This is a genomic window from Streptomyces sp. NPDC052225, from assembly GCF_040679615.1.
Taxonomy (GTDB): domain Bacteria; phylum Actinomycetota; class Actinomycetes; order Streptomycetales; family Streptomycetaceae; genus Streptomyces.
In genome coordinates, this window is record NZ_JBFAVD010000009.1 from 206,776 (window position 1) to 227,506 (window position 20,731).

20 protein-coding genes are annotated in these 20,731 nt (G+C 70.8%); 5 read left to right on the forward strand and 15 right to left on the reverse strand.

Annotation, left to right across the window (positions count from 1 at the left end; translation table 11 throughout):
* Nucleotides 1-35 precede the first annotated feature (35 nt).
* Nucleotides 36-1,136, forward strand: coding sequence for a TDT family transporter (locus AB0L37_RS16470; RefSeq protein WP_365504999.1), 1,101 nt, complete (start codon nt 36-38; stop codon nt 1,134-1,136).
* Here AB0L37_RS16470 and AB0L37_RS16475 read toward each other — a convergent pair.
* The 6 genes from AB0L37_RS16475 to AB0L37_RS16500 form a co-directional block, all read right to left on the reverse strand.
* On the reverse strand, nt 1,108-1,296 hold the full coding sequence (locus AB0L37_RS16475) for a hypothetical protein (RefSeq protein WP_365505001.1): 189 nt from the start codon (nt 1,294-1,296) through the stop codon (nt 1,108-1,110). The genes AB0L37_RS16470 and AB0L37_RS16475 overlap by 29 nt on opposite strands.
* A complete protein-coding gene (locus tag AB0L37_RS16480; RefSeq protein ID WP_365505002.1) occupies nt 1,293-2,015 on the reverse strand; it encodes a helical backbone metal receptor in 723 nt (240 codons plus the stop codon). The genes AB0L37_RS16475 and AB0L37_RS16480 overlap by 4 nt, the downstream gene beginning before the upstream one ends.
* A 1-nt stretch (nt 2,016) precedes the next feature.
* Nucleotides 2,017-2,595 (reverse strand): XRE family transcriptional regulator, encoded by a 579-nt coding sequence (locus tag AB0L37_RS16485; protein WP_365505004.1) that lies wholly within the window; start codon nt 2,593-2,595, stop codon nt 2,017-2,019.
* Nucleotides 2,596-2,649: 54 nt separating this feature from the next.
* A complete protein-coding gene (locus AB0L37_RS16490) occupies nt 2,650-3,690 on the reverse strand; it encodes a hypothetical protein (RefSeq protein WP_365505006.1) in 1,041 nt (346 codons plus the stop codon).
* A gap of 100 nt (nt 3,691-3,790) precedes the next feature.
* Nucleotides 3,791-6,406, reverse strand: coding sequence for an ABC transporter permease/substrate binding protein (locus AB0L37_RS16495; RefSeq protein WP_365505008.1), 2,616 nt, complete (start codon nt 6,404-6,406; stop codon nt 3,791-3,793).
* A complete protein-coding gene (locus AB0L37_RS16500) occupies nt 6,399-7,532 on the reverse strand; it encodes a glycine betaine/L-proline ABC transporter ATP-binding protein (protein WP_365505010.1) in 1,134 nt (377 codons plus the stop codon). Before AB0L37_RS16500 ends, AB0L37_RS16495 begins: the two co-directional genes overlap by 8 nt.
* A 265-nt stretch (nt 7,533-7,797) precedes the next feature.
* Between AB0L37_RS16500 and AB0L37_RS16505 the strand changes: the two genes are divergently transcribed.
* On the forward strand, nt 7,798-8,757 hold the full coding sequence (locus AB0L37_RS16505) for a 5'-3' exonuclease (RefSeq protein WP_365505107.1): 960 nt from the start codon (nt 7,798-7,800) through the stop codon (nt 8,755-8,757).
* Between the two features lie 49 nt (nt 8,758-8,806).
* The gene (locus AB0L37_RS16510) at nt 8,807-9,646 is read left to right on the forward strand and encodes a siderophore-interacting protein (RefSeq protein ID WP_365505012.1); all 840 of its coding nucleotides are present in this window, start codon (nt 8,807-8,809) and stop codon (nt 9,644-9,646) included.
* A gap of 25 nt (nt 9,647-9,671) precedes the next feature.
* Here AB0L37_RS16510 and AB0L37_RS16515 read toward each other — a convergent pair whose 3' ends face one another.
* From AB0L37_RS16515 to AB0L37_RS16525, 3 genes are all read right to left on the reverse strand, one after another.
* On the reverse strand, nt 9,672-10,448 hold the full coding sequence (locus tag AB0L37_RS16515) for an ABC transporter permease (protein ID WP_365505109.1): 777 nt from the start codon (nt 10,446-10,448) through the stop codon (nt 9,672-9,674).
* A gap of 23 nt (nt 10,449-10,471) precedes the next feature.
* Nucleotides 10,472-11,473: an ATP-binding cassette domain-containing protein gene (locus AB0L37_RS16520; RefSeq protein ID WP_365505014.1), complete on the reverse strand. Its 1,002-nt coding sequence runs from the start codon at nt 11,471-11,473 to the stop codon at nt 10,472-10,474.
* Between the two features lie 224 nt (nt 11,474-11,697).
* A complete protein-coding gene (locus tag AB0L37_RS16525) occupies nt 11,698-12,354 on the reverse strand; it encodes a PadR family transcriptional regulator (RefSeq protein ID WP_365505015.1) in 657 nt (218 codons plus the stop codon).
* Nucleotides 12,355-12,606: 252 nt separating this feature from the next.
* Here AB0L37_RS16525 and AB0L37_RS16530 point away from each other — a divergent pair, with 252 nt between their 5' ends.
* Nucleotides 12,607-14,151 (forward strand): amino acid permease, encoded by a 1,545-nt coding sequence (locus tag AB0L37_RS16530; RefSeq protein WP_365505017.1) that lies wholly within the window; start codon nt 12,607-12,609, stop codon nt 14,149-14,151.
* A gap of 36 nt (nt 14,152-14,187) precedes the next feature.
* Nucleotides 14,188-15,135, forward strand: coding sequence for an RluA family pseudouridine synthase (locus tag AB0L37_RS16535; protein WP_365505019.1), 948 nt, complete (start codon nt 14,188-14,190; stop codon nt 15,133-15,135).
* Here the strand turns inward: AB0L37_RS16535 and AB0L37_RS16540 are convergent.
* The 6 genes from AB0L37_RS16540 to AB0L37_RS16565 all read right to left on the reverse strand — a co-directional run bounded on the left by AB0L37_RS16540 (nt 15,129) and on the right by AB0L37_RS16565 (nt 20,676).
* Nucleotides 15,129-16,628: a cytochrome P450 gene (locus AB0L37_RS16540; RefSeq protein WP_365505021.1), complete on the reverse strand. Its 1,500-nt coding sequence runs from the start codon at nt 16,626-16,628 to the stop codon at nt 15,129-15,131. The genes AB0L37_RS16535 and AB0L37_RS16540 overlap by 7 nt on opposite strands.
* A 55-nt stretch (nt 16,629-16,683) precedes the next feature.
* Nucleotides 16,684-17,295, reverse strand: a complete 612-nt coding sequence (locus AB0L37_RS16545) for an ATP/GTP-binding protein (protein ID WP_365505111.1) — start codon at nt 17,293-17,295, stop codon at nt 16,684-16,686.
* A 19-nt stretch (nt 17,296-17,314) separates the two neighbouring features.
* Nucleotides 17,315-17,719, reverse strand: a complete 405-nt coding sequence (locus tag AB0L37_RS16550; RefSeq protein WP_365505023.1) for a DUF742 domain-containing protein — start codon at nt 17,717-17,719, stop codon at nt 17,315-17,317.
* Nucleotides 17,716-18,123: a roadblock/LC7 domain-containing protein gene (locus AB0L37_RS16555; protein WP_365505025.1), complete on the reverse strand. Its 408-nt coding sequence runs from the start codon at nt 18,121-18,123 to the stop codon at nt 17,716-17,718. The genes AB0L37_RS16550 and AB0L37_RS16555 overlap by 4 nt, the downstream gene beginning before the upstream one ends.
* Nucleotides 18,120-19,736, reverse strand: a complete 1,617-nt coding sequence (locus AB0L37_RS16560; protein ID WP_365505027.1) for an ATP-binding protein — start codon at nt 19,734-19,736, stop codon at nt 18,120-18,122. Before AB0L37_RS16560 ends, AB0L37_RS16555 begins: the two co-directional genes overlap by 4 nt.
* A gap of 313 nt (nt 19,737-20,049) precedes the next feature.
* Nucleotides 20,050-20,676, reverse strand: a complete 627-nt coding sequence (locus tag AB0L37_RS16565) for a TetR/AcrR family transcriptional regulator (RefSeq protein ID WP_365505029.1) — start codon at nt 20,674-20,676, stop codon at nt 20,050-20,052.
* Between the last annotated feature and the right edge of the window lie 55 nt (nt 20,677-20,731).

The window sequence follows — 20,731 nt, forward strand, 5'->3', positions numbered from 1 at the left end:
TGGTGGGGGCCCTGCCATTGCGGGAGCGTAAAGACATGGTCACCGCTGTCCGCCACCTCGGCCCCAACTGGTACGCCTCCGTCATGGGTACCGCGATCGTCGCCAACGCGGGCGCGACGCTGCCCGTGCAGTTCACCGGGCTGCGCACCGCGTGCACGCTCGTGTGGGCGCTGTCGTTCGTGATGCTCCTGCTGCTGCTCGGCGCGCGGGTTCTGCACTGGGTCCACCACCCCGACCAGGCGCGGGCGCACCTCATGGACCCGGCGGTGGCCCCGTTCTACGGCTGTCTGTCGATGGCGCTGCTCGCGGTGGGGGCCGGGACGCTGCTCGTCGGCCAGGACTGGATCGGGGTCGGCGCGGCGGTCGCCGTCGACTCGGTGCTGTTCGTCGCGGGCACGCTCATCGGTCTCGCCGCCGCCGTCGCGATCCCGTACCTGATGGTGGTCAGGCACCGTATCGAGCCGGGTCAGGCGTCGCCGGTGTGGCTGCTGCCGGTCGTCGCGCCGATGGTGTCGGCGGCGGTCGGCCCGCTCCTCGTGCCCCACCTCCCGCCCGGCCAGGCGCAGCAAACCCTGCTCCTCGCCTGCTACGCCATGTTCGGTCTGAGCCTGCTGGCGACCCTGGTGATGCTGCCGGTGATCTTCGCGCGGCTGGTCACGGCCGGCCCCCTCCCCCTCGCGCTGACCCCGACGCTGTTCCTGGTGCTCGGTCCGCTGGGCCAGTCGACGACCGCGGCCAACAAGTTCGCCGACGTCGCGGGCGGTGTGCTGCCCGACTCGTACGCGCACGGCTTCACCGCGTTCGCCGTCCTCTACGGCGTCCCGGTGATGGGCTTCGCCCTGATGTGGCTGACGCTCGCCGTGGCGATGGTGGTGCGGGCGCGCCGCAGGGGCATGGGGTTCGCGATGACGTGGTGGGCGTTCACGTTCCCCGTCGGCACATGCGTCACGGGCGCGGAGGGCCTCGCCGAGCACACCGGCCTCGCCGCGTTCGACGCCCTCGCGCTCGTCCTGTACGGGGTACTCGTGGCGGCCTGGGCGGTGGCGGCCCTCCACACGGCCCGCGGCCTGCGCACCGGCCGCCTCCTGGCGCCACCGCGGGCCCGGGTCACCGCTTCAGCGCTCGGTACCGCTTGAGGAGGGCGGTGATCCGCGCCGGGTCCGCCGCGCCGTTCAGCTCGGTCAGCAGGTCGTCCGGGCAGAGCTCGTAGTGGTCGCCCCACCAGCGGCGGCCCGCGTTGTCCCGGATCCGGTACCCGCCGGGCACGCCTCGGGCGACGTACCGCCGTCTGCTCACCGCTCCCCCGCCCTCCCTCGCAGCGCCGCGCCAAGAACACCCGGCGCCTCGGCCAACGACGGCCCGTACCACGTCAGATGGCGGCCGCTCACCAGCGCCGACGGGGTCTCGAATGCCTCGGGGCCGTCGGTTGCGGTGAAGCGGTAGGGCTCGTCGGGGAGGACCACCAAGTCGGGCTCCGCCGCGCGCAGTTCGTCGAGGGGGACGCGGGGATAGCGGTCGGAATGGTGGGCGTACGTGTTGTCGACGCCGAGCCGGGACAGGAGGTCGCCGGCGAAGGTGTCGCGGCCGAGCACCATCCAGGGGCGCCGCCAGATCGGCACGACGGCCCGCAAGCGCCGTGCGGGGACGGGGAGTCGGCCCCAGGCCGCCTCCGCCTCGTCCAGCCATCGCGGCCGGGACGACGCCCCGCAGGCGCGCAGGACCCGGTCCAGTTCCCGCAGCGCCTGCGGCAGTTGACGTATCTCGGTGACGAGCACCTCGATGCCGGCCGCGCGCAGGGCGGCGAGGTCGGGCTCCCGGTTCTCCTCCTCGTTGGCGAGGACCAGATCGGGGCGGAGCGCGAGGATCGCCGGGACGTCCGGGTTCTTGGTGCCGCCGATCCGGGGGACATCGAGCCCGGCGGGATGCGTGCACCAGTCGGTCGCGCCGGCCAGGGCATCCGGCAGCGTGACGGCCACCGCCTCCGTCAGCGACGGGACGAGTGAGACGACCCGCACGCTACTTCGGCCCGGGCTCGTCGACCGCGTCGATGTGCTCGGCGACCGCGACCACGAGGACCCGCGTGTCCGGCACGGTCGCCCGCCAGCGGTGCCGTACGCCGCCGGTCAGGTACAGCGTGTCACCGCGCACGAGGCGGTACGCCCGCCCATCCGCCTCCACCTCGACGGCCCCCTCGGTGACGTACATCAGCACGTCGTTGCGGAGCTGGAACTCGCGGCCCGGGTCGTGGTCGCCCACGAACTCCTGGGCGTGCATCTGATGGTGGCCGCGGACGAGGGACCGTACGACGGTGTCCGCGCTGTCCCCCTCGTCCACCGAGGTGTCGTCGGCGCGCACCAGATCGACGGTGCGGGCGGGGTCGGCGGCGGCGAGGAGTTCGACGGCGGTGGTGCCGAGGGCGTCGGCGACCTTCTCCAGGGAGCGGTGGCTGGGCCGGGCCCGCTCGTTCTCGACCTGGCTGAGGAACGGCACGGACAGACCGCTGCGCTCGGCGACGGCGGAGAGCGTCAGTTCGAGCGTGCGGCGGCGGCGTCGCACGGCCGCGCCCACGCGAAGTGTCTCCTTGTGTTCGTCCATGACTTCCGCTCCCTCCCGCCGATCCCACCGCCGCGCTGTTCGTTTATCTGCACCCTACGCATGTTCGCCGGACGGTTTCATGCGAGCGGAGGAAGCCGTGGGTTCGTATCGGGCCGTGTGCTGGAGCTCCCGCCAGTACACGAGCTGCCCGGATTCTCCGTCCGCCGCACCCTCCGCGGGGATGAACAGGCTTACCAGGAGAGCGGGCCGGCCACCAGGGTCCGTGATCAGGTTCGCCGACGGATTCGCGAAGGAGGTGGAGCCGCCGTGCGTGCGCAGCGGGACGCGGTCGGCCCGGCCGGAGGCGGGATCGTAGGCGTACGTGGACCAGCTGCCGAAGTCGTCGCGCCACCGCTGCCCCTCGATGAGGACCATCGGCTGCCCGGCGAGTTCGAGCGGGGCCCGGTCGCCGATGTTGCCGGTGGCGCCGTGCGTCTCTATCGCGCGGTCGAGGCGGTGGACGGGCTCCGCGTGCCAGTCGCGGTAGTCGCGCAGGGTGGCGGTGAGCTGACGGTCGGTGTCGCAGTCGGCGCGGTAGTGGCCGGTCAGTTCGATCGTGCCGCCGCGTACGGCCGTGATCGCGGGCGTGCCCTCGGAGCAGCGCGAGAGCGTGCGGGGCGCGTCGAAGGCGTGGGCGGCGCGGCCGGCGAGGAGCGCGTCGAGGTCGTCGTAGCCGCGCACCGCGATGTGGTTGGCCGGGTCCTTCTCGTAGGCGAGGACATAGCCGCCGCGGCCGTCGGCGGCGAGCGCCGGCTGGCTGGATCCCGCCCCGAAGTCGTGCCGTCGCTGCCAGTTCACGAGGTCGTCGGAGGTGGCGACGGCCGAGTGGAAGCGGCCGTCGGCGAGCATCGTGTGATAGACGGCGAGGTACATGCCGTCGGCGGCCTGCACGATCTGGGCGGCGTCCATGGTCCGCCCGGTGTCGTCGGCGGAGGCGTAGTGGTACCCGTCCGCCGTGGTGACATTCGCGGCAAGTTCCACAAAACGGGCGGTGGCGGTCGAGGCCGCCGAAGCGCTGGCGGCGGGCAGCTGGACGAACAGCAGAGCGGCGGCGAGCGCGGCGGCGGCGAAGGCGCTGAGCCGGGCGGCGGACACGGTGCTGTCGAGCGTACGAACGCGAGCCGCGACGACGGAACGGAACGAGGGGTGGGCTGTCTCACAGCCCACCCCTCGCGTCACGCACGCGTACCGGAGATCAGGAAGCGGTCATCCGCTTCTCGACGTCCGCGTGATCCTTCAGCCACGCGGCGACGGCCTCTTCCTCCTGGCCCTTGCCGCGGTTCTTGATCTCGGCCTCCAGGCTGCCCAGCTCGTCCTCGCTCATCTTGAAGTTCTTGAACCACTTCGTGAGCTGCGGGTAGTCGCTCGGGAAGTCCTTGTTGGAGATCGTCCGGATCGTGTTGCCCTCACCGAACTTCTTCTTCGGGTCGGCCAGCTTGGTCAGCTTGTACTCGCTGTACGCCCAGTGCGGCGACCAGAGCACGACCGCGATCGGCTCCTTCTTCGCGTAGGCGCGCTTGAGTTCGGCGAGCATCGCCGGGGTCGAGCCGTCGACGACCTTGTACTCCTTGTCCAGGCCGTAGCCGGGGAGCACGTCCTTCTTCAGGAGGTTCATCTCGCCGGTGCCCGGCTCGATACCGATGATCTTCCCGTCGAAGGTCTTCGACTTGCCCTTGAGGTCCGCGAGGGACTTGACGCCCTTCACGTACGACGGAACGGCGAGTTCGAGGGAGGTCGGACTGTACCAGCTGCCCAGATCCTTCAGGTTGTCCTTGCTCTTGTTCCAGTAGTTGCTCTGGGCGTACGGCAGCCAGGCGTCGAAGTTGACGTCGAGGTCACCGCTGGCGAGGCCGGTGTAGACCGGGCCGACGTCCATCTGCTTGAGGTTCAGCTTGTAGCCGCGCTTCTCCAGGACGTTCTTCCAGAGATACGTGACCGCGACGTCCTCGTCCCACGGGAACCAGGCGACGTTCACCGGGTCCTTGGAGTCCGAGCCGGTGCCGGAGGACTGCTTCTTGACGGGGGCGAGCTTGTCGACGAGGCCGGGGTGGGACTTCAGCCACGTCTTGACGGCGTCCTGCTGCTTGCCCTTGCCCGCCTTGTTGATCTCGGCCTCAAGACTGGTGAGCTGCTTCTCGCTCATCTTGAAGTCCTTGAGCCACTTGGCGACCTCGGGGTTGTCGTCGCCGAAGCCCTTGCGGGACAGCGTGTGCACGCCGTCGCCCTTGCCCCAGACGCCCTTCGGGTCCTTGAGCTTCTTGAGCTTGTAGTCGTTGTACGCCCAGTGCGGCGACCACAGCGGAACCACGATGGGCTCCTTCTTGGCGTACGCGCGCTTCAGCTCGGCCAGCATCGCCGGCGTCGAGCTGTCGACGACCTTGTACTCCTTGTCGAGGCCGTACGCCTTGAGCACCTTGCTCTTGAGCAGCGCGGTCTCGCCGGCGCTGGCCTCGATGCCGGTGATCTTGCCCTTGAACTTGTCGCCCTGGCCCTTGAGGTCGGCGAGCGAGTCGATGCCCTTCATGTAGGCGGGCACCGTCAGCTCCAGGGACGTCTCGCCGTACCAGGCGCCGAGGTCGTCGAGCTGCTTGCCGTACTTCTTCCAGTACTGGGCGTGCGTCGTCGGCAGCCAGGAGTCGGTCTCGAAGTCGACGCTGCCCTGCGCGAGCGAGGTGTAGAGCGGGCCCGCGTCGAACTGCTTGGCCTCGACGTCGAATCCGCGCTGCTCCAGGATCTCCTTCCACAGGAACGTGGAGGCGACGCCCTCGTCCCAGGGGATGTAGCCGATGGAGATCTTCTTGCCCTGGCCGACGTTCGTGCTGTCGCCGGAGGCGGTCGACGAGGTGGTGCCGCCGAACATGCCCATGCCGCCCGCGACGAGCGCGAGGACGACGACACCGACGACCGCGACGGCCGGACGGGGACGGTAGGACCAGATGTTCAGGCCCTGCGCGGAGCGCAGCTTGGCGAGCGCGCGGCGGCCGAGCGGGGAGACCTGCTGGCCGAGCGAGCTGGTCATGCGGTCCAGGTAGATCGCCAGGATGACGATCGCGATGCCGGACTCCGCGCCCAGGCCGACGTTCAGCTGGCCGATGGCCTGGTTGACGTCGGCACCGAGGCCCTCGGTGCCGACCATGCCCGCGATGGCGGCCATGGACAGGCCGAGCATGATGACCTGGTTGACGCCGGCCATGATCGTCGGCAGGGCGAGCGGCAGCTGCACGCGCAGCAGGGTGTTGCGCGGCCTGGTGCCGAAGGCCTCGGCGGCCTCGACCAGTTCCTTGTCGACCTGGCGGATGCCCAGCTCGGTCATGCGGACGCCCGGGGGCACCGCGAAGATCAGGGTCGCCACGATGCCGGCGGGGGCGCCGGAGCCGAAGAACAGGATGGCGGGGATCAGGTAGACCATCGCCGGCAGCGTCTGCATCAGGTCGAGGACCGGCCGGAACAGGCCGCTGACCCGGTTCGAGCGGGCCGCCCAGATGCCGAGCGGCACGCCGACGACCAGCGCGATGAGCGTCGCCACGAGGACGAGCGCCAGCGTCTGCATGGCGTGGTCCCACAGCTCCAGGTTCACGATGAACCCGAGGCCGACGAAGGTCAGGACGCCGGCGAGTGTGCCGCGCAGCCAGAAGGCGATGACGGCGAAGATGCCGACCAGGATCAGCGGCTCGGGGGCCTGGAGCAGGTCGCTGATGCCCGTGTAGATGCCGTCGAAGCAGGTCTTGAGGAAGTCGAAGAGCCACGACATGTGGCCCAGCAGCCACTCGACCACATCGTTGACCCAGTCGCCGAAGGGGATCCTAGGCACCGGCGTTCACCTTCTCCACCGGCTCGTCGCCCTCGCCGCGCGGGGCGGGGACGGCGTCCTTCGGCTCCTTCACGAGGCCGCTCTTCCCGGCGTCCTCGACGGTCTTCATCGGCTCGCCGAGCACCGCGAGCAGCCGTTCGCGCGGCACGACGCCGACGAGCTTGCCGCCCTCACCGGTGACGGCGACGGGTATCTCACTGGTCGCGCAGGGCGTGAACAGGTCGATGATCGGGGTGTCCTCGGTGACCGTCGCGGGCGCCGCGGCCTTGTCGTAGCCCTTCTCGGCCACGGCCATGATCGCGCCGGCGGTCAGCACGCGGGAGCGGTCGACGTCCTGGGTGAAGGACGCGACGTAGTCGTTGGCCGGCGTGACGAGGATGTCCTCGGCGGAGCCGATCTGGACGATGCGGCCGTCGCGCATGACGGCGATGCGGTCGCCCAGGCGCATGGCCTCGTTCAGGTCGTGCGTGATGAAGACGATGGTCTTCTTCAGCGTCTTCTGGAGATCGAGGAGCTGGTCCTGCATGTCGCGCCGGATCAGCGGGTCGAGCGCGCTGAAAGACTCGTCCATCAGGAGCAGGTCGGCGTCGGTGGCGAGCGCGCGGGCCAGGCCCACACGCTGCTGCATGCCGCCGGAGAGCTCGTCCGGGAAGGACTTCTCCCAGCCCTTGAGCCCCGCGAGTTCGAGCGCCTCACGGGCGCGCTTGTCGCGCTCGGCGCGCGGCACTCCCTGCACCTCCAGGCCGTAGCCCGCGTTCTCCAGGACGGAGCGGTGCGGGAAGAGCGCGAAGTGCTGGAAGACCATGCTGATCTTCTTCGAGCGCACCTCACGCAGCTCCCGTGCGGAGAGCTGCGTCAGGTCCTGCCCGTCGAAGCGGACGTGTCCCGCGGTGGGCTCCAAAAGTCCGTTCAGCATGCGCAGAAGGGTGGACTTGCCGGATCCCGACAGACCCATGACGACGAAGATCTGGCCGGGCTCGACGGTGAAGGACGCGTCGATCACGGCGGCGGTGGTGCCTTCGGCGCGCAGCTCCTCACGGTCTGCTCCGCGGCGGAGTTTCTCCACCGCCTCATCGGGTCGTCTGCCGAACACCTTGTACAGGTCTTCGGCTTCAAGCCTGGACACATACACCTCTCGGGTCGAACCAAGACGGCCCGCCTCCCCCGCCGGCGGGCCGTGGAGCGGTGCGGAGTCTGCCCGCGTGAAACCGGCCACGATTCAATAGTTGAACGTGCGACCGGCTCCGCTCCGGCTCGGCGCCTGCCCGGGCTTATGCCGATCAAACAGAAGAGTGGTCCAGTTCACATCGCGTTCACGGTGGTCGACGGTTTCCGCACAAGCGGAGCCGGGCATTGGTGGCCGACTGCGACTGTCAGTGGGCTGCGGCATGATGCGAGGCGTGATCCAAGGACCCGAAGCCACCACCGTGCCCCAGCGTCTGATGCTGCTCGACACGGCGTCCCTGTACTTCCGCGCCTACTTCGGAGTGCCCGACTCCGTGAAGGCCCCGGACGGCACGCCGGTCAACGCGGTGCGCGGGCTGCTGGAATTCATCACCCGGCTCGTCCACGACCACCACCCCACGCACCTGGTGGCGTGCATGGACGCGGACTGGCGCCCGCAGTGGCGCGTCGACCTCATCCCCTCGTACAAGGCGCACCGCGTCGCCGAGGAGACGGCAGCCGGCACCCCGGACGAGGAGGAGATCCCCGACACCCTCTCGCCGCAGGTCCCGATCATCGAGGCCGTGCTCGACGCGCTCGGCATCGCGCGCGTGGGCGTCGAGGGGTACGAGGCGGACGACGTGATCGGCACGTTCACCGGCCGTGCGAGCGGCCCGGTCGACATCGTCACCGGCGACCGCGACCTGTTCCAGCTCGTCGACGACAAGAAGGAGCGGCGTGTCCTGTACCCGCTCAAGGGCGTCGGCACGTTGCAGATGACCGACGAGGACCTGCTGCGCGAGAAGTACGGCGTGGACGGCTCCGGTTACGTGGACATGGCCCTGCTGCGCGGCGACCCGAGCGACGGCCTGCCGGGCGTGCCCGGCATCGGCGAGAAGACGGCCGCGAAGCTGCTCGCCCAGTTCGGTGACCTCGCCGGGATCATGGCGGCCGTCGACGACCCGGCGTCGAAGCTGACGCCGACCCAGCGCAAGCGGCTCGACGAGGCGCGGCCGTACATCGCGGTGGCGCCGACGGTGGTCCGCGTCGCGGCCGATGTACCGCTGCCGGACGTGGACACGGCGCTGCCGCGCGAGCCCCGTGACCCCATGGCCCTGGAGGAGCTGGCGAACCGCTGGGGCTTGGGCGGATCTTTGCACCGGCTCCTCGCCACCCTCTCCGGATGAGGTGTTAGCTTAGGTAAACCTAAGTAGTGGTGACCGAGGGAGACCGCACATGGCCGAGCGTCCCGCACGCAAGCCCCGCAAGGCCCGTTCCGCGCAGGTGGTGCGGACGGAACGGCTGACGCCGCACATGCAGCGCGTGGTCCTCGGCGGTGACGGGCTCGCGGACTTCCCCGCGGAGCTGGAGTACACCGACCACTACGTGAAGCTCCTCTTCCCGCCGGCCGGGGTCACCTACGCCGAGCCCTTCGACGTGGAGCGCATCCGCGAGGAACTGCCGCGCGAGCAGTGGCCCGTGACGCGTACGTACACGGTGCGCGCCTGGGACCCGGCCGCGCGGGAGCTCACCCTCGACTTCGTGGTCCACGGCGACGAGGGTCTCGCGGGTCCGTGGGCGGCGCGCGTCCAGCCGGGCGAGACGATCCACTTCATGGGCCCGGGCGGCGCCTACCGCCCCGACACCGCGGCGGACTGGCATCTGCTCGCCGGTGACGAGAGCGCGCTGCCCGCCGTCGCCGCGGCGCTCGAAGCGCTGCCCGAGGGCACGCGCGCGCATGTCTTCCTGGAGGTCGAGGGCCCCGAGGAGGAGCAGAAGATCGACTCCCCCGTCGAGGTCACCTGGCTGCACCGGGCCGGTCGCCCCGCGGGCCGGGCGCTGGTCGCCGCGGTCACCGAACTGGACTTCCCCGAGGGCCGGTTGCAGGCGTTCGTGCACGGCGAGGCGGGTTTCGTGAAGGAGCTCCGCCGCCATCTGCGCATCGACCGCGCGATCCCGCGCGAGGACCTCTCGATCTCCGGCTACTGGCGCCTGGGGCACAACGAGGACGGCTGGCAGGCCTCGAAGCGGGACTGGAACGCACAGGTGGAGGCGGAGCAGGAGGCGGGAGCCTGACGGCTCCCCGCCCCCGGCCTTGCGGCTACACCTTGCGCTGATACGCCCTGAAGGTGCGCGTCGACAGCCACACCGCCGCCACCGCGAGGATCAGCAGACCCCCGCCCCGGCTCGCCACGTCCGACCAGTCGGGGTCGGGGGACATCGCCGAACGCCCCGCCACCATCGCCCAGTCGAGCGGGTTGACGTCGGCCGCGTGCCGGATCCAGGACGGCATCTGGGACGGCGCCATGAACGCCGACGACAGGAACGTCAGCGGGAGCAGCAGGAAGGTGTTGATCCCGATGATCGACTCCCGCTCCTGGACGAGCATCCCCAGCGCGTTCGACAGCGCCCCGAAGACCGTGCCGAGCAGCACCGAGGCGACGACCAGGACGAGCACGCCCACCGCGCCGCCCGCGTAGTCCGCCCCGCCCAGCAGGCCGAGCAGCACGATGACCACCGACTGGAACGCGGTGACCAGGCCGTTGTTGACGACGTTGCCGTTGGCCAGCGCGGTGCGGCTGACCGGTGTCGTCAGGAAGCGGTTGAGCGTGCCGCGCTGGATCTCGTCGAGCGTCGTCATGCCCGCCCACATGTTGGAGCTGAGGGCGCTCATCACGACGACGCCGGGCACCAGGTAGTCAAGGTACGAGGTGGTGCCGAAGCCGCCGAGCTCCACCACGTTCTTGAAGAGGCTGCCGAAGAGGAACAGCCAGACCACCGGCTGGATGAGCGTGATCAGCAGATACGCGGGCTGCCACACGAACACCATCAGCTGACGCTGCGTCATGTACCAGGTCTGGGCCAGGGTGTTGGGCAGGCTGTCGGACACATTCGTGGCGCTCATCGGGCGCCTCCCGTCAGGGCCGGGGCGGCGTCGGCCTCGGTGTAGCGGCGGCCGGCGTGGCGGAGATAGACGTCGTCGAGGGAGGGGCGGGCGACCGTCGCGGAGGCGACCGCGAGGCCGGCCCGGTCGAGGGCACCGAGCAGCAGCGGGACCGCCGCCGCCCCGTCGTCGGCGCGCACGCTGATGCGGCGGCCGTCGACGTGGGCCTCGTTCACCCCGGGCAGGCCGGCGAGCGCGCCGTTCAGGAGGCCGCGTCCGTCGTCACCGACCGGTTCGGGCAGCGCCAAGTGGACGGCGTCGCCCCGCAGTTCACCCTTGAGCGCGTCGGGGGTGCCGGCCACGACGACGCGGCCGCGGTCGACGATGGCGATCCGCTCGGCGAGCCGGTCGGCCTCTTCCAGGTAGTGCGTGGTGAGCAGGATCGTGAGGCCCTCGTCTCCGGCGAGCCGGGCGATCTCGTCCCACATCGCGGTGCGCGCCTCGGGGTCGAGCCCGGTCGTCGGCTCGTCGAGGAAGAGCACCTCGGGGCGGTGCACGAGGCCGAGCGCCACGTCGAGGCGGCGCTGCATCCCGCCCGAGTACCCCTTGACGGGCCGGTCGGCGGCATCGGTGAGCGCGAACCTGTCGAGCAGCTCGGCGACCCTGCTCCTGAGGCCCGCGCCCCTCAACCCGTAGATCCTGCCCTGGAGTCGAAGGTTCTCGCGGCCGGTGGCGACGGGGTCGGCGCCGGACTTCTGGGCGACGACGCCGATCGCGCGGCGCACCCGGCCTGGGTGGCGCAGCACGTCGTGGCCGGCGACCTCGGCGGTGCCGGAGTCGGGCCGCGCGAGGGTCGTGAGGATCTTGACCGTGGTGGACTTGCCCGCCCCGTTCGGCCCGAGGAGGCCGAAGACGGTGCCGGGTTCGACGGTGATGTCCAGCTCGCTGAGGGCCGTGACATCGCCGGGGTAGGTCTTGACGAGACGGTGCGCCCGTACGGCGGGCGCGATGCTGTTCATGACGGAGCTCTCCCCAGTGGGTGAGTCGGTGCGTGACGGGGTCGCGTACGTGATCGCGTACGCGCGGGACGACTGATCCACGTGACGAGCTCCGGGCTACCCTGGGTGTGCCGCACCTCGGTGGCCGGGCCCGCTCCACGGTGGGGTCGGTCCGGGGTTCGAGACCCTGGCGGGGCCGCTGCAACGGCCCTGCCGGGGTCTGTTTCCGCATCGGTCGTGCGGTGTCAGCTGTCCGTGGGCGACTCCTCCAAGTCCTCCAAGTCCCGGAATTCCGGCGGGACTTCACCGGTCTCGTGGAACGACCGCCACTGCGCGACACCCTCCAGTGAGCCGCTCCTGACCTCGTCGAGGAAGGACCGGATCCACTCGGCCTGGGCCTGGAGCATGTGCAGCTGGTACTCGGTCTCGACCAGGAAGATCCGCGGCAGCGTCTCGTACAGCTTGGCGAGTCCGCCGCGCGCGCTCGCCACCTGGAGGTCGAGGCCCGCGAGCCGCTCCTCCAGGAGGCGCACCACCTCGTCGGGATGCAGGATCCCCATCAGGGACAGCGCGGTCTCGAAGATCGGGTACTCGGTCGCGGGCACGGCGAGCAGGTCGGAGAGCCACTCGGCGGCCTCCTCGCGGCCCGCGTCGGTGATCCCGTAGAGCGTGCGCTCCGGCCGGTTGCCCCGCCGCTGCACGCCCGCGACCTCGACGAAGCCGTGCTTCTCCAGGTTCTGCACGACGGTGTAGAGCGAGCCGTAGTTGATCTTCGTGGTGGTGTCCTTGCCGCGGCGGCGCAGCGTCTGCGCGATCTCGTACGGGTGCATGGACTTCTCCATGAGCAGCACCATCACGGCGAGCGCGAGCGGGTTGGAGAGCCTGCGCCGCTTCGTCGCCACCGCAACCACCTCGACCCGTCCGGGCCGTGTCGCCGGCCACTGGCTCGCTTACGAATACTCGTGGCCGAACATATCGCGAGTTGCCGGGACGGTCAATACGCGATGCATCGCGAATGCGCGGCGTGCGCCCCCGCCGGGTGAGCACTTGGGCGCTGTCGCGACACGGTCATGTCATACGGGCGAAACGGCGCACCCCTAATTTCTGTCGCCCGACAGGAATCCCTCCGGCCCCGAAGGCAGGTGTCGCGCCCCGTGACCACCCTCGCCCCGTCCGACGCCACCCCGTCCCGGCCCCTGCCCGCCGACGACGCCTCGCTCACCGCGTTCGGCTACCGCCAGGAGCTGCACCGCAGCCTCGGCCGGTACGCGTCGTTCGCCGCCGGCTTCTCCTTCATCTCCGTTCTGACGACGGTCTTCCAGTTCTTCGCCGTCGGATACGCGTTCGGCGGACCGGTCTTCTTCTGGACCTGGCCCGCCGTGCTCGTCGGGCAGTTGCTCGTCGCGGCGTGCTTCGCCGAACTCGCCGCGCGCTACCCGATCTCGGGCGCGATCTACCAGTGGTCCACCCGCCTCTCCACGCCGTCCTTCGGCTGGTTCGCGGGCTGGATCATGGTGATCGGGCAGATCGTCGTCGTCGCGGCGGCCGCGCTCGCGCTGCAGATGGTGATGCCGCCGCTGTGGTCCGGGTTCCAGCTGGTGGGCGGCGACCCCTCGCCCACGTCGGCGACGGGCGCGGCGAACGCGGCGGTCCTCGGCGTGATCCTGCTGGCGCTCACCACACTGGTCAACGTCGTCGACAACCGCGTGATGTCACTGATCAACCGGGTCGGGGTGACCGCCGAGATCGTCGGCGCGATCCTCATCGTGGTACTCCTGCTCACCCATTCCGAGCGCTCCCCCGGCATCACCTTCCACCTCGGCGAGGCAGGTCGATCGGGCCTCCTGGCCGCCCTGTTGACGGGCTCGCTCACCGCCGCGTACGTCCTGATCGGCTTCGACAGCGCGGGCGAGATGAGCGAGGAGACGCACCATCCGCGCCGAACCTCGCCCCGTACGATCCTCACCGCGCTCGGCGCCGCGGGCCTGCTCGGCGGGCTGCTCGTGCTCGGCGGGATCCTCGCGGCGCCCAGCCTCACCGACGGCGGCCTCGCCTCGGGCGGCCTGAGTTACGTCCTCACCAGCAGCCTCGGCGACGGAGTCGGCCGGGTGCTGCTCGCCGACGTGGTGATCGCCATCGCGGTGGCCACGCTCGCCATCCAGACGGCCGCGTGCCGGATGCTCTTCTCGATGGCACGCGACGGGGTGCTGCCCTGCTCCCGCGTCCTGTCCCGGGTCAGCCCGCGCACCGGGATGCCCACGGGCCCTGCCCTGGTCGTGGGCGTCTGCGCGGCGGCCCTGCTGCTCCTGAACTTCGCGTCGCCGGACGCCTTCCTCGCCATCGGCACGACCTGCATCGTGATGCTGTATCTGGCGTACGCGATGGTGACGGGCCCGATGCTGGTGCGCAGGGTGCGCGGCACCTACCGGGGCTCCCGCGCGGACGGCACCGACGAGACGGGCCGCCCGCTCTTCTCGCTGGGCCGCTGGGGCCTGCCGGTCAACGCCCTCGCCCTGCTCTACGGCCTGTTCATGACGGTCAACCTGGCGTGGCCCCGGGCCGCGGTGTACGACCCGACGGGCGGGCACTGGTACTTCCAGTGGTTCACGGTGCTGTTCCTCGGCGCCACGATCGCCCTCGGCGCGGCCTTCCGCTGGACCCGCGCGCGCCGCCCGCTCCCGGAGCCCGCGCTCGCCTGAGCCCTCCCGCCCCGTGAGTCCCCGTACCCTTGCCCGGTGACCCGCCGCTCCTCCCGCACCCCGCCCTCCCCGCTCCCGCAGCGCGACGGGGTCGACCCGGTGCGGGTGCGGATGCCCGTCGACGGGGCGTGGCGGACGGTGCGCGAGCATCTCGTGGGGCGGCTCGCCGCCGGGGACGGGGTGATCGACGCGATGATCGACGCGGGGCGGATCGTGCGCGCCGACGGGTCCGCCGTGACCGCCGGGACGCCGTACGAGCCCGGCGGGTACGTCTGGTTCCACCGGGACCTCGCGCCCGAGACCCCCGTGCCGTTCGGCGTCGACATCGTGTACCGCGACGAGCACATCGTCGTCGCCGACAAGCCGCACTTCCTGGCGACGACACCGCGCGGCAGTCATGTCGCCGAGACGCTCCTCGCGCGGCTCCGTCGGGAGACGGGCATCGCCGCGCTCGGCCCCGCGCACCGGCTCGACCGGCTGACCGCGGGGCTCGTGCTCTTCGTCGTACGACCGGAGGAGCGCGGCCGGTACCAGACCCTGTTCCGCGACCGGCTCGTGCGCAAGACGTACGAGGCGGTCGCCGCGTACGACCCCGGGGTCGCGCTGCCGGTCACCGTGCGCAGCCGGATCGAGAAGGAGCGCGGGGTGCTCGCCGCCCAGGAGATCCCGGGCGGCGAGGTCAACGCCGAGAGCCACGTCCAGCTCGCGGCGCACCACGGTACGTGGGGGCTCTACGCGCTCACGCCGCACACCGGGCGGACCCATCAGCTGCGGGTCCACATGAACAGCCTGGGCCTGCCGATCCTCGGCGATCCGCTCTATCCCCGCATCGCCGGTCCCGTGGCGCCGGACGACTTCCGCAGGCCTCTGCAACTCCTCGCGCGCTCCCTGGAGTTCAGGGATCCGGTGACCGGCTTCGAGCACCGGTTCACCAGTGGACGCGTCCTTGAGGCCTGGGAGTCGTACGACAGCTGGGATCAGTAGCCGCGCCACCAGCGCAGGAAGCGCTGCCAGGCGCCCGGCGCCCGCTGCGGCTCGGCGGGGGCCGCGGGCGCCGGAGCCGGTGCGGGGGCGGGCGCAGGCGCGGGGGCCGGCATCGGCGCGGCCGGCGCGGACGGCGACACCTCCCACTCCTTGCGCGCCGTCGGCACGCCGCTCTTGGTTCCCGGGCCCTCCTGCGGCCGCGGCGAGAACTCCACGGGCAGCGCCACGAGGTGCCGCGACATGATCGTCGACCGCCACCTCAACTCGGCCTCGGACACGGCGAGTTCGGCGTCGGGCAGACGCATGAGGAACGCGTCCACGCCGATCTCGGCGATGGCACGCCCCAGGTCCTGGCCCGGGCAGGCGTGCGGCCCGCCGCCGAACGCGAGGTGCGAGCGGTTGCCCATCATGTGCGCCGTCGGGTCGGGGCGCACCGCCGGGTCGACGTTGCCCGGCTGGATGCCGAAGATCAGGCCGTCGCCCTTGCGGATGCGCTGCCCGCCCAGTTCCGTGTCGACCTTGGCGAAGTAGCCGATGTTGGCGCTGAACGGCGGCTCGTCCCACAGGGACTGCTCGACCGCCTCGGGCACCGTCATCTGCCCGCCGTTCAGCTGGGCCCTGAAGCGCGGGTCGGTGAGGACCACCCGCAGCACGTTGGCGATGAGGTTGGCCGTGCCCTCGTACGCGGCGATGAGGATGAGCCGCAGATGCTGCCCCACCTCGTCGTCGGTGAGGGCGGCCGGGTGGGCGATGAGGGCGGTGGTGAAGTCGTCCTCGACCGGCTCGGCCCGGCGCCGCACGGCAAGTCCCATCAGGACGCTCATGAGGTACTCGTTGCTCGCGACGGCCGTCTCGGTGCCCTTGAGCATGTCGCGGGCCGCCTGCACGATGCGCTCGTCGTACGCCTCCGGGGCGCCCAGGAGTTCGAGCATGACCATCATCGGCAGGTGCTCGGCGAACTCGCTGACGACGTCGCAGGAGCCGCGCTCGGAGAACCGGTTGATGATGACCTGCGTCGCCTTGTTGATGGTGCGGCGGACGCTGCGGTGCTCGATGGTGTCCACGGCGGCGAGGACGGCGCCGCTCTGCCGGCGGTGCTCGTCGCCCTCGGTCATCGAGCAGATGGGCTGGAAGGTGAAGACCGGCGCGAGCGGATGCGTCGGCTTGACGGTCCCGTCCTTCAGGGGCGTCCAGTTGCGGGCGTCGCGGTTGAACTGGCTCGGGGTGCTGACCATCTGGAGGTTCTCGCTGTGGCCGAGCACCGCCCACATGCGGACGTCCTCGTGGATCAGCACCGGTGCGACGGGGCCGTGTTCGGCCCGCAGTTTCTCGTAGACGGCCGCGATGTCCTCGTCGGCCTCGGGCCCGTACAGCCGGCGCAGCCCGTCCGGGCCGAGGGCGTGCGCGGGGCAGCCGGGCGGCGGGGCTGCCGAGGGGTCCCCGAGGGCGTCGAATCCGGTCGGTGACTGGGAGGGCTGGGAGGGAGGCGTCACGTGATCGCTCCGGTCATGTGGTCAACAGATGCAGATACGAGGCGAGTGGGGGTGGTCAGGCGTGATGCAGGGCCATCTCGTGCAGATAGCGCATCAGGGTCATCAGGACGTCGCGGCTGGAGGCCCTGCGGCGGGCGTCGCACTCGATGATCGGGACGTGCGGGTCCAGGTCGAGGGCGTTGCGCAGTTCCTCGGAGGGGTAGCGCGGGCCGTCGGGGAACGCGTTGTTGGCGATGACGAACGGCACACCGCGCTCCTCCAGGCGCCCGATCACGTCGAAGCTGACCTCCAGGCGGCGGGTGTCGATGAGCACGACGGCGCCGAGCGCCCCCTCGAACAGGCCGTTCCACAGGAACCAGAAGCGCTCCTGGCCGGGCGTCCCGAAGAGGTAGAGGACGAGCTCGTCGGTGATGCCGATCCGGCCGAAGTCCATGGCCACGGTGGTGGCGGTCTTCGTCTCCGAGCCGTAGTTGTCGTCGACGCCGATGCCCGCCTGCGTCATCGTCTCCTCGGTGGTGAGCGGACGGATCTCGCTCACGGATCCGACCATCGTCGTCTTGCCGACGCCGAACCCTCCGACGATGACGATCTTCACGGCCGAGGTGACCGTCTCGGGCATCCGGTCCTCGGCGCGCGGGCCCGGGATGTGCACGCTGCCGGTCGCCATGTCGGTGGCGCCGGGCGCGTCAGAGCTTCTGTAGTCCATGCATCACCGCTTCGAGGAGGGAACGGTCGGCGGTCGCCCCGCGGATCACGGGTGCGCGCGCCTGGACCAGTTCGGCCGCGAGGAGTTCGCCGAGCAGCACGGTGACCACGCTGAACGGCAGACTGAGGTAGGCCGAGATCTCGGCCGTGGACAGGGGTGTGTGGCACATCCGTAAGACGGCGACCTGTTCGGGGGTCGCCGACCGCGGCGGGTCCGCGCGCGCCACGATCAGGGTGACCAGATCGAGGGTCGCGCGGTCCGCGCCGTCGGTGCCGCCCGTGATGACGTACAGGCGCTCGGGGTCGACCGCCTTTCCGTCCTGCGGGGCCCGCCGCTCGCGCTGCGGCGGTTCCCGGAACGGTGGTTCGGGTGGGCGCCGACTCATACGGTCTGCCCGTTGCGTCGCGGCGGGCTGGTGAGGTGGGCGCCGATCCGGATGACGAGGTCGCGCATCTGGTGGCTGACGAGCCCCGCGTCGACGAACTGGTCGGCGAGGACCGCGAGATACGCGCCCTTGCCCGCGGCCATCAGATAGAAGAAGCCGCCGTCGACCTCGATGATGACCATGTTCATGGTGCCGTCGCTGGCCGGGATCTCGGTCGCGACGGCGGACGCCAGGGACTGAAGTCCCGCGCAGGCGGCGGCGATCCGGTCCGCGGCGTCCGGGTCACCTCCGTAGCGGGCGATGCGCAGGCCGTCCGAGGAAAGCACCACCACCTGATGGATGTTGGGCACGCACTCGGCGAGCTCCTTGAGCATCCAGTCGAAATTGGCGCGTTGCTGGATCACTGTCGGTCTCCCTCGTCGACCTGCTGGTTGTACGCGTCGTCATGCGGCTTCTCCGCGTCGCCCGACCCGTCCGGGGCGTCCGGCTTCAGCCCGTTCATGAACGCCTCGACCCACAGGCCGGGTTCGGGCTGCGCCGGCTTGGCGTGCTCCGGCTCCGCGGACGGCGCGGGCGCGGGCGCGGGCGGCGCGGCGGGCGGCGGCATGCTGAGGTCGGGGTTGCGCGGCGTCACGATGATCTGGTCCTCGATGATCTTCGTGTCGTACTTCCTGCGGCGCTGCGGCAGTCCATTGGCCCGCCATTCGGTGACCACCGGGACGTCGTCCTCCAGGGGAACGAGCGGGGCGGACGGGCGCGGGCCCGTGGTGGGGCGCCGCGTCTTCTTCAGCCGCGGCTCTTCCTTGATCGGTACGCCGTTGTGGTCGACCCGGGGCACGGCGGTGGCGCCGATGCCGTGCGCGAGGCCGGGCGCGGGCTCGGTGCTCATCATCTCGCGCGGCACGACGAGGACGGCGCGCACGCCGCCGTAGGCGGACTGACGCAGGGAGATCTGCATGTTGTACACGGAGCAGAGCCGGCCGACGATCGCGAGGCCGAGGCGGGGGTTCTCGCCGAGGTCGTTGAGGTCGACGCCGGCCTTGGCCTTGTCCAGCATCCGCTCGACCTTGGCCTGGGCCTCCTCGCCGAGGCTGATGCCGCCGTCCTCGATCTCGATGGCGATGCCGGTCTGCACCTCGACGGCGGTGACGTGCACCCGGGTCGACGGGGGCGAGTAGCGGGTCGCGTTGTCGAGGAGTTCGGCGCACGCGTGGATCAGGGGTTCGACGTAAATGCCCTTGATGGCGGTGTCGCAGATGGCGTGCAGGTCGATGCGCGGGTATTCGAGGATGCGCGACATGGCACCGCGCAGCACGCTGTAGAGCTTGACGGGCCGCGGCCACTGGCGGCCGGGGCGGGCGCCGCCGAGGACGGTGACGGAGTCGGCGAGGCGGCCGATCAGGGCGGTGCCGTGGTCGATGCGCAGGAGGTCGTCGAAGACCTCGGGGTTGCGGCCGTGGTCCTCTTCCATCTCGCGCAGTTCCTGGGCCTGCTTGTGCACGATGGCCTGGACGCGGCGGGCGACGGAGACGAAGGCGCGCTGGGCGGCGTCGTTCTCCGCGATCGAGCGGTCGACCTCTTTGAGGCAGCGGCGCATGAGTTCGCGCTCGCCCGCGGTGACGTCGCGGAAGGCGGGGTCCGAGTCGCAGGCGTACTGGACGGCGTCCTTGGGGTTGTCACCGGCCTTCACCAGGTGCACGGCGTGCGGGACGACTTCCTTGGCGATGCGCAGCGTGCGCTGCTCCTGGCCCGCGATCCGGGCCTCGAGTTCGGCGACGTGGTGCGCGTACTGCGTGCGCTGGCCCCGGATGACGCGGCCGCGGCGGACCGCCTCTGCGGCGACGGCGACGACCAGGAGCGTGCCGAGGGCGCCGCACAGGGCGACGGCGAGGCGGGCCGGCTGCGCGACGGTGCCCACGGCCGCTCCGGTGGCGGCGGCCATGACCATCGCGGGAAGCAACAGCACGCGTGTGTAGGGGACGTCTCGGCCACCGGGAGGCGATTGAACACTCACCATGTATGCCCTCTGAACGATCGGGTCGGGGAAGTTTGCGACGGTTCGCCATGTTTCGTTCCGGGGATCAATGCGAACCATCGGCGCGCAGGGGAACAAGCGCCCGAATACATCTCAACTCGGTGCGCTGCGGGCGAGCTTAGTCCGGCCGGATCATCGCCGAGTCATATTCAGTAAGGCCCTGAAATAACCCCCGCGAGAGGAATACACTCGCTCCCATTTACACGCTCAGCTGTGAATCGCACACATGGAGTGAGGGCGTCCGGACGTCCGAACACCGTTGCCCCGAAGGGGTGTTGCGCCAGAGGTGAGCAGGTCAGACGCCGGCGATGCGCAGCGCCGCGTCGGCCGTGGCCGCGGCGAAGACCGACACGGAGCGTTCCGGGTCGGACCGGTGCACGAGGATGACGCCTTCGATCAGGCCGAACAACAGGTCGGTCCGCAGCGAGAGTTCACCCTTGGCGAGGGTGGAACCCGCGCCGGTTTCGGCGATCAACTGCCGGTACGCGTCCTTGAGTTCGGCCCGCACGGCGTGGAACCCGGCGAACCGCTCGCTGCGCACCTCGGGCAGCAGATAGAGGCCGCCCAGATTGTGCGGGCCGCCGCACAGCAGCTCGACGTCCCGGCGGCACAGCTCCCACAACCGGTCCTCGGCCGTGCGCTCCGCGTCGGCGAGCAGCGCGCGGGCGAGGGTGAGCGAGGGGGTGACGGTCGACTCCAGGAGCTCCGCGAGCAGCTCCTCCTTGCCGGAGACGTAGTGGTACATGGTCGCCTGGCGCATCCCCGCCCGCTCGGCGACGGCCCGCGTGGTGGTCGCCGCGTACCCCTTGGTCGTGAACAACTCGGCGGCGGCCTCCAGGAGTTCGGCACGCGGATCGAGCCCGCTGTCCGGCCGCTGCGCGGCCCGCGGGCGTCCGACGCGACGCGCTCCCGAAGTGCTCATACGGTCGATCGTTGCACATCCGCGCGCACACGCGGCGCGGTGAGGACCCGGTAAC